The following is a 7,880-nucleotide window of genomic DNA, read 5'->3' on the forward strand; positions in this document are numbered from 1 at the left end:
GGCCCCCTCCCACCGGAGGGGGCCCGCCCTTTCGTCTGGCAGCAGCCGCAAGCGCTACTCGGGGAAGCCCGGGATCACGCCCTCGCCGTCGGCCATCAGCAGCTCGCGGACCTCGGCGATCGTCGCGTCCGCGTTCGGCAGGATCAGCTCCGACGGCTCCAGCGAGTCCAGCGGCACCGGAGCACCCGACTCCTTCACCGCGGCCAGCAGCTTGCCGTAGGTCAGGCGAAAGCGCTCCTCGTCGCCCGACTCCACTGCGGTGACGAGATCAGCGTCGAGCGTGTTCAGCTCGTTCAGGTGGTCCTCGCCCACCTCGTACTGCCCCTCACCCATGACCCTGATGATCATGCCGTGCGTCTCCCTGGTTCGTGGGGTCGAGCTCAGATCACTTGTTGTAGTTGATGCGCGGGGTGTCCTGCTGCGGCTGCGGCTGGACGTCCTGCGGCTTGCCCTGCTCGATCGCGGCGGGGCCGGCGGTGGAGGGACCGGACAGCTCGGCCTTCATCCGGGCCAGCTCAAGCTCGACGTCGGAACCGCCGGCCACGCGCTCCAGCTCGGCCTCGATGTCGTCCTTGCGGCCGAGACCGCTCGCGTCGTCGAGCGCTCCGGAGGCGAGCAGCTCGTCGATGGCCCCGGCGCGGGCCTGCATCTGGGCGGTCTTGTCCTCGGCACGCTGGATCGCCAGGCCGACGTCGCCCATCTCCTCCGAGATGCCGGAGAAGGACTCGGCGATGCGGGTCTGCGCCTGGGCGGCCGTGTACGTCGCCTTGATGGTCTCCTTCTTGGTGCGGAAGGCGTCCACCTTGGCCTGAAGTCGCTGGGAGGCGAGCGTGAGCTTCTCCTCCTCGGCCTGGAGCTGCTGGTACTGCGTCTCCAGGTCGTTGATCTGCGACTGCATGTTGGCCTTGCGGGTCAGCGCCTCGCGGGCAAGGTCCTCGCGGCCGAGCGACAGTGCCTTGCGGCCCTGGTCCTCGTACTTCGCCGACTGCTGCTGGAGCTGGGTCAGCTGGAGTTCGAGCCGCTTGCGCGAGGTCGCGACGTCCGCGACACCACGCCGTACCTTCTGCAGCAGTTCGAGCTGCTTCTGGTAGGAGTAGTCCAGCGTCTCACGCGGATCCTCCGCCCGATCCAAGGCCTTGTTCGCCTTGGAGCGGAAGATCAGCCCCATACGCTTCATGATTCCGTCGCTCATGGGCCTCGGGTGCCCCCTTCTCCGGCCTGCGGTCTCTATCTCGTTACCAGACACGACGAGTGTATGTGCAGCGAGCCCGTCGCCGCAGTGCACCTGCCTGCAACAAGACTGCTACAGCGACCAGTGGCGTTTCCTCCTCCCCCGGGTGGATCCGCCCCTCATCCCCCCCATCGTCCATCCGACTGATCCCCTACGGGAAGGCTCCGGGAAACCCCGTTCGGATGGCGACCTGGTGGTATCGATATGCGTTTGGGTCCGAGGGCACCCGTGGAAGCCGCGTCGCACCCCGTACGCTGGTGGTGTGTTCCGACGCCGTTCAGATGATGCCGCCGCCTCCGCCACCGTGCTGGAGAAGCAGGACGAGACGACCCAGGCCCGCGACCCGCAGGCCAAGAAGGGCCGCCCCACCCCCAAGCGCAGTGAGGCCGAGGCCAACCGGCGCACCCGGGTGACCGTGCCCAAGGACCGCAAGGAGGCCGCCCGCCAGGGGCGTGAGCGCATGCGCGTCGAGCGCGAGAAGCAGCGCCAGGCCCTGCTGAACGGCGACGAGCGCCACCTACCGGCCCGCGACAAGGGCCCGGTGCGCAAGTTCGCCCGCGACTACGTGGACTCCCGTTGGTCGCTCGCCGAGTTCTTCCTGCCGGCCGCCGTGGTCATCCTGGTGCTCAGCATCATCAAGGTGCCGACGCTCCAGCTGCTCTCCACCCTGCTGTTCCTGCTGTTCTTCGTGTTCGTGATCCTGGACTTCGTCCGCCTCGGCCTGGGCCTGCGCAAGCAGCTGGCCGAGCGCTTCGCCGGTCAGAACACCCGCGGCGCCGTCGCGTACGGCATCATGCGCACCCTCCAGATGCGCCGGCTGCGCCTGCCCAAGCCGCAGGTGCGGCGCGGGGAGAAGCCCTGACCGCCGAACCGGTCGACTCCGGCTGGGCCCCGCCCTCCTGGGAGGGGCCCGGCCTGTACGCGCTTCCGGGGCAGGGGGGCGGCGGCCACGACCGGCTGGCCCAGGAGCGCCGGCTGCCCTCGCGCAGCGGGTCCTTCGCGGGCGGCACCGGCGCCTGGCTGGACCGGCTCGGCGGGCTGCGCAACTTCGTCCGCCAGGAGCTCGTCGCCCGCCAGCTCGCCGAACAGCTGTCCGGGCGCAGCGCGCAGCGCGTCCTCGACATCGGCTGCGGCCAGGGCACCCAGGCGCTGCGCCTGGCCCGGGCCGGCCACTACGTCACCGGGATCGACTCGGACCCGGTCGCGCTCGGCGTCGCCCAGGGGGCGCTCGCCGAGGAGCCGCCGGAGGTCCGCGGCCGGATGCAGCTGCTCAGCGGCGACGGCCACCAGTGCGGGCGCTGGTTCGGCCCGCGCAGCTTCGACGTGGTGGTCTGCCACGGCGTGCTGATGTACCTGCCCGACCCGGACCCGATGATCGCCTCGCTGGCCCGGCTGCTGGCGCCCGGCGGGCTGCTCTCGCTGCTGGTCCGCAACCGCGATGCGCTCGCCCTGCGGCATGCCGCCGCCGGAGACTGGCGGGCCGCCCTGCACGCCTTCGAGAGCGACCGGTACTACAACCGGCTCGGACTGGCCGCGCGGGCCGACCGGCTCGCCGACCTCACCGTCACCCTCTCCGAGGTGTCGGTGCCGCTGCGGCACTGGTACGGCGTGCGGGTCTTCACCGACAACGCCCCGGACGACGCGGCCCCGCCGGTGGACGGGCGGCAACTGGCCCAGCTCCTGGAAGCCGAGGACCGGGCCGGCCGCACCGACCCGTACCGGCAGGTCGCCGCGCTCCTGCACGTGATCGGGGCGAAGTAGCCGCTCCGCGGCCGCTCCACCCCGTCGGGTCTACTCCTCGCTCAGGCTCATCGCGTAGACGACCCGGTCGTCCTCCAGCAGCACCGCGGTGTCCACACCGTCGTCCGCGAGCTGCTTCCAGGTCTCCCCGATCCAGGTCTCGGCGTCCCCCTGGCCGGCGAACTCCTCCTGCCCGCCGCCGGGCGTCACCGCGCTGCCGTCCGCCTTCTCGTACCGCCACGTCCAGACCATGCCGGCTCCTCCCACTGACCACGCTGCCTGTGTTGCTGCGCACCATAGCCTGCCCGGCCGGATCTTCCGTATGCCTGGTCCGGCAGGATGGTCGCCATGGCGACCCCATCCCGGCCCACCCGTCCCACGCTGCCCCGCACGCTGCTGCTCGGCGGCGCCCGCTCCGGCAAGTCCACCCGCGCCGAACAGCTGCTCGCCGACCACCCGGACGTCCTGTACGTGGCCACCGGCGGCACCCGGGACGGCGACGCCGAGTGGGCCCAGCGGGTCGCACTGCACCGGGACCGACGGCCGGCGGGCTGGCGCACCGCCGAGACCTGCGACCTGGAGGCCGTGCTGGCCGACCCCGCCGACCCGGCGCCGGTGCTGATCGACTGCCTCGCCCTGTGGCTGACCGCCGTGATGGACGAGTGCGGCGCCTGGGACGACGAGGTCTGGGCGGACGGCGGCGAGGCCGCCGTTCAGCGCCGCTGCGAGGCGCTGGCGCGGGCCTGGGCGGCCACCGGGCGGGCGGTCGTCGCGGTGAGCAACGAGGTCGGCATGGGCGTCGTCCCGGCCACCGCCGCGGGCCGCCGCTTCCGCGACACCCTGGGCCGGCTCAACATGGCCGTGGCGGACGCCTCGGAGCGGGTCCTGCTGGTGGTGGCCGGGCAGGCGCTCACCATCAAGCCGGACGTCAAGCCAGCCTCGGACTGAACACGTGCGGCGTGTAGCCTTCCGGACGATGGACACGACCGTGGATCTCGATACGTTCTCCTCGCTCGTCGAGCGCCCCGACGAGAGCGCCCGGCGGGCCGCCGAGGAGCGCTGGCAGGCGGCCGACCGGCCGCGCGGCGGGCTCGGCAGGCTGGAGGAGCTGGGCAGCTGGCTGGCCTCGGTGCAGGGGCGCTCCCCGGTGCTGCCGATCTCCGCTCCCAAGGTGCTGCTGTTCGCCGCCGACCACGGCGTGGCGGCGCTCGGGGTCTCCCGGATGCCCGCCGAGGGCGGCACCGCGGCCCGGGTGCGGGCCGTGCTCGACGGCAGCGCGCCGGTGTCCCGGCTGGCCGCGCGCTACGGCGCCCGGGTGCGGGTCGTCGACGTCGCGGTGGACGCCGACCCGGCCGGCTTCCCGGACGAGGTGGTCGCCCACCGGGTCCGGCGCGGCTCCGGGCGGATCGACGTCGAGGACGCGCTCACCGCGCAGGAGACCGTCCGGGCGTTCCGGGCCGGCATGGCCGTCGCCGACGAGGAGGCCGACGCCGGCACCGACCTGGTGCTGCTCGGCGACCTCGGGGTCGGCTCCACCACGGTGGCCGGTGTACTGGTCGGCGCGCTCTGCGGGACCGACGCGGCGGCGGTGACCGGGCGCGGCTCCGGGATCGACGACCGGGTGTGGATGGTCAAGTGCGCCACCATCCGGGACTCGCTGCGGCGGGCCCGGCCGGTGCTCGGCGACCAGCTGGCGCTGCTCGGCGCCACCGGCGGGGCCGACTTCGCGGCGATCACCGGCTTCCTGCTCCAGGCGGCCGTACGGCGGCTGCCGGTGGTGCTGGACGGCGTGGTCTCGGCGGCCTGCGCGCTGGTCGCGCAGCGGATCGCCTTCCGGGCGCCGGAGTGGTGGCGGGCCGGGCAGTCCAGCGGCGAGCCGGCCCAGGCGAAGGCGTACGACCGGCTGACTCTGACGCCGCTGCAGGACCAGGGCATCACCATGGGCGAGGGCGTCGGCGCGCTGCTGGCGCTGCCGCTGCTCCAGGCCGCGGGGGACGTGCTCGCGGACGAGGCGCCGAAGCCGTTCGCCCCGGAGCCGCCGAGCGGGCCGAAGGAGCAGCCGAAGCTGCCCTCGGCGGCGGATCTGCTGCGGAAGCTGTAGCGGGGCGGAGCGCCGGCAACCGGCTGCCACCGGCTTCCGGAACACCGGCGACCGACCGTCGCTGATGTCGTTTCGGGCCCGGCCCTTGCGCCTCGCGCGGTTCCCCGCGCTCCCGGATGAAGGCCCGACAATCCGAAGGACGCCCCTACCGGGGGCGTTCTTGCTGTGAGAGGAACGTGGTCATGGCCGGCGGCAGCGATCGGGCCACCTGGGCCGACGGCCTGCGGTTCGGGTTCGGGACGCTGTCCATGCTGCGGGTGCGGGTGGAGCGGTGGGACCGGGCCGCGGCCGCCCGGGCGATGGTCACGGCCCCGGCGGTCGGGCTGGTGCTGGGGGCGATGGCGGCCGCGGCCGGGGCGCTGGTGGCCTGGCGCGCGGGCGGGCTGCTCGGCGCGATGGCCGCGCTCGGGGTGCTCGCCGGGCTGACCCGGGGACTGCACCTGGACGGCCTGGCGGACGTCGCCGACGGGCTGGGCAGCGGGAAGCCGGCCGAGGACGCGCTGCGCATCATGAAGCAGTCCGACATCGGTCCGTTCGGCGTACTGACCCTGGTCCTCGTCCTGCTCGCCCAGGCCGCCGCGCTGGCCGGGCAGTTCGGTCACTCGCCGCTGCGCGGCGCACTCGCGGTGCTCGCCTCGGCGACGGCCGCCCGGTGCGCGCTCGCCTGGGGCTGCCTGCGGTCGGTGCCGGCCGCCCGGCCGGGCGGGCTGGGGGCGGTGGTGGCGAGCACCGTACCGCCCGCCGGGGCCGCCGCCGGGACGGCCGCCGCGGCTCTCCTCCTGGCAGCGGCCGGACTGTTCGACGGATGGTCAGTTCTCCGTCTCCCGCTGGCCGTTGTGCTCGGCGCCGGATGCGCCCGACTGCTGCTCGGACGGTGTGTCCGCAGGTTCGGCGGGATCACCGGGGACGTGCTCGGGGCGATGGCCGAGACCGCCGCGACCGCCTCGCTGTTCGCCCTGGCGTTGCTCGGCTGACACCGGGCGGCGCGTGATCCCAGCATGCGGACTACCATGCGTGAAGCACCGCAGCCCTGCACCGCCGCAGGTCCTGCCCGCCCGGCGCGTACCGAGGAGCCGGGGCCTCTGGCGTGCGCGGCCGCTTCCCGCGGACGCGCGCGCCAGGGGGCCCGGACCCCGGAGGCCCGCCGACGGACGGCCTGCGACGGCGGGCTGCGCCGGTGCGGCAGCCTCGCCGCGGCCGGCCGTGGACCGCGAAAGAACAGGACGCATTACGTGACTGCATTGTCTGTGAGCACCTCCTCCGCCGCCTCCCTGCGCGCGGACGCCCTGGTGGTCGGTGTCGCGAAGGGCCCGAAGGGCATCGTGCTGGCCCCCGGCACCGAGGCCGTGAACGAGGCGTTCGAGGGCAAGCTGGCCGAGGTCCTCAGCACCCTGGGCGCGACCGGCGCCGAGGGCGAGGCCGTCAAGGTCCCCTCCCCCGCCGGTCTGAAGGCCGCGTTCGTGCTCGCGGTCGGCCTGGGCGAGGCCGCCGAGGACGGCTACGAGCCGGAGGCGCTGCGCCGCGCCGCCGGTGTCGCCGCCCGCACCCTGGCCGGTGCCAAGAAGGCCGCGCTGGCGCTGCCGGCCGAGTCCCCGGAGGACGTCGAGGCGGTCGCGCTGGGCGGTCTGCTCGGCTCGTACGCCTTCGGCACGTACAAGGCCAACGGCAACGGCAAGGAGCCGGTCGGCGAGCTGGTCCTGCTGGCCGCCCGCAAGGGCAGCAAGGACGCCAAGGCCGCCGTGGAGCGCGCCACCGCGATCGGCGAGGAGATGAACCGGGCCCGCGACCTGGTCAACACCGCGCCGAACGACCTGAACCCGAAGAGCTTCGCCGCGATCGCCCAGGCGGCCGGCAAGGAGCACGGCCTCAAGGTCGAGGTGCTGGACGAGAAGGCGCTGGCCAAGGGCGGCTTCGGCGGCCTGCTGGGCGTCGGCGGCGGCTCGGCGAACCCGCCCCGCCTGGTGAAGGTGGCCTACACCCACCCGAAGGCCAAGGCCACCGTGGCGTTCGTCGGCAAGGGCATCACCTACGACTCGGGCGGCATCTCGCTGAAGCCGGCCGGCCACAACGAGACCATGAAGTGCGACATGGCCGGCGCCGCCGCCGTGTTCGCCGCCGTGGTGGCCGCCAAGCGCCTGGGCCTGGTCGTCAACGTGACCGCCTGGCTGGCGCTGGCCGAGAACATGCCGTCCGGCTCCGCGACCCGCCCGGGCGACGTGCTGAAGATGTACGGCGGCAAGACCGTCGAGGTCCTGAACACGGACGCCGAGGGCCGCCTGGTCCTGGCCGACGCGATCGTGCGGGCCGGCGAGGAGAACCCGGACGTCATCGTCGACGTGGCGACCCTGACCGGCGCCATGGTGCTGGCCCTGGGCACCCGCACCTTCGGCGTGATGGCCAACGACGACGAGCTGCGCGACAACCTGCACGCCCTGGCCGGCGAGGTGGGCGAGCAGTCCTGGCCGATGCCGCTGCCGGCCGAGCTGCGCAAGGGCTTCACCGAGTCGACCATCGCCGACCTGGCCAACATGGGCGAGCGGATGGGCGGCGGCCTGGTGGCCGGTCTGTTCCTGAAGGAGTTCGTGGCCGAGGGCACCGACTGGGCGCACCTGGACATCGCCGGTCCGGCGTTCCACGAGGGCGCGCCGTACGGCTACACCCCGAAGGGCGGCACCGCGAGCGCGGTGCGCACCCTGGTCCGCTTCGCCGAGCAGAAGGCGAACGGCAAGGCCTGACCCAGGCACCCCTGATCGAGGACGCTCCGATCCAGGACTCCTGATCCAGGACCCGCTGCGACGGGGCCCGGCG

At 73.8% G+C, this 7,880-nt stretch carries 8 protein-coding genes and 1 pseudogene; 6 read left to right on the forward strand and 3 right to left on the reverse strand.

What is annotated here, in order from left to right:
• Positions 1-54: 54 nt before the first annotated feature.
• Positions 55-348, reverse strand: coding sequence for a hypothetical protein (locus ACFU7Y_RS35295; RefSeq protein WP_224282293.1), 294 nt, complete (start codon positions 346-348; stop codon positions 55-57).
• A 37-nt stretch (positions 349-385) separates the two neighbouring features.
• A complete protein-coding gene (locus ACFU7Y_RS35300) occupies positions 386-1,192 on the reverse strand; it encodes a PspA/IM30 family protein (protein WP_224282294.1) in 807 nt (268 codons plus the stop codon).
• Between the two features lie 301 nt (positions 1,193-1,493).
• Here ACFU7Y_RS35300 and ACFU7Y_RS35305 point away from each other — a divergent pair, with 301 nt between their 5' ends.
• Both ACFU7Y_RS35305 and ACFU7Y_RS35310 read left to right on the forward strand, forming a co-directional pair.
• Positions 1,494-2,093, forward strand: coding sequence for a DUF3043 domain-containing protein (locus tag ACFU7Y_RS35305; RefSeq protein ID WP_224282295.1), 600 nt, complete (start codon positions 1,494-1,496; stop codon positions 2,091-2,093).
• Between the two features lie 158 nt (positions 2,094-2,251).
• Entirely contained in the window at positions 2,252-2,992 is a 741-nt protein-coding gene (locus ACFU7Y_RS35310; protein ID WP_224282298.1) for a class I SAM-dependent methyltransferase, read from the forward strand.
• A 30-nt stretch (positions 2,993-3,022) separates the two neighbouring features.
• Here the strand turns inward: ACFU7Y_RS35310 and ACFU7Y_RS35315 are convergent, their stop codons facing one another.
• Positions 3,023-3,223 carry a hypothetical protein gene (locus tag ACFU7Y_RS35315; protein ID WP_224282296.1) on the reverse strand — a complete coding sequence of 67 codons (201 nt, stop codon included), beginning with the start codon at positions 3,221-3,223 and terminating at the stop codon, positions 3,023-3,025.
• A 123-nt stretch (positions 3,224-3,346) separates the two neighbouring features.
• Here ACFU7Y_RS35315 and cobU point away from each other — a divergent pair.
• The 4 genes and pseudogenes from cobU to ACFU7Y_RS35335 all read left to right on the forward strand — a co-directional run.
• Positions 3,347-3,919: pseudogene (cobU, locus tag ACFU7Y_RS35320) on the forward strand (bifunctional adenosylcobinamide kinase/adenosylcobinamide-phosphate guanylyltransferase); the annotation flags it as partial.
• A 28-nt stretch (positions 3,920-3,947) separates the two neighbouring features.
• Positions 3,948-5,072, forward strand: coding sequence for a nicotinate-nucleotide--dimethylbenzimidazole phosphoribosyltransferase (locus tag ACFU7Y_RS35325; RefSeq protein ID WP_380770811.1), 1,125 nt, complete (start codon positions 3,948-3,950; stop codon positions 5,070-5,072).
• A gap of 182 nt (positions 5,073-5,254) precedes the next feature.
• Complete coding sequence (locus ACFU7Y_RS35330; RefSeq protein ID WP_380770812.1) at positions 5,255-6,046, forward strand: adenosylcobinamide-GDP ribazoletransferase; 792 nt, start codon at positions 5,255-5,257, stop codon at positions 6,044-6,046.
• Between the two features lie 258 nt (positions 6,047-6,304).
• Positions 6,305-7,807: a leucyl aminopeptidase gene (locus tag ACFU7Y_RS35335; RefSeq protein WP_224284762.1), complete on the forward strand. Its 1,503-nt coding sequence runs from the start codon at positions 6,305-6,307 to the stop codon at positions 7,805-7,807.
• The last annotated feature ends 73 nt before the right edge of the window (positions 7,808-7,880 follow it).

The sequence above is a fragment of the Kitasatospora sp. NPDC057542 genome, from assembly GCF_042801945.1.
Lineage (GTDB): Bacteria > Actinomycetota > Actinomycetes > Streptomycetales > Streptomycetaceae > Kitasatospora.

Excerpts from the sequence above, each read along its gene's own strand:
- ACFU7Y_RS35295 (WP_224282293.1), bottom strand. The coding sequence starts at position 348 with ATGATCATCAGGGTCATGGGTGAGGGGCAGTACGAGGTGGGCGAGGAC.
- ACFU7Y_RS35330 (WP_380770812.1), top strand. The coding sequence starts at position 5,255 with ATGGCCGGCGGCAGCGATCGGGCCACCTGGGCCGACGGCCTGCGGTTC.
- ACFU7Y_RS35315 (WP_224282296.1), bottom strand. The coding sequence starts at position 3,223 with ATGGTCTGGACGTGGCGGTACGAGAAGGCGGACGGCAGCGCGGTGACG.
- ACFU7Y_RS35300 (WP_224282294.1), bottom strand. The coding sequence starts at position 1,192 with ATGAGCGACGGAATCATGAAGCGTATGGGGCTGATCTTCCGCTCCAAG.
- ACFU7Y_RS35325 (WP_380770811.1), top strand. The coding sequence starts at position 3,948 with ATGGACACGACCGTGGATCTCGATACGTTCTCCTCGCTCGTCGAGCGC.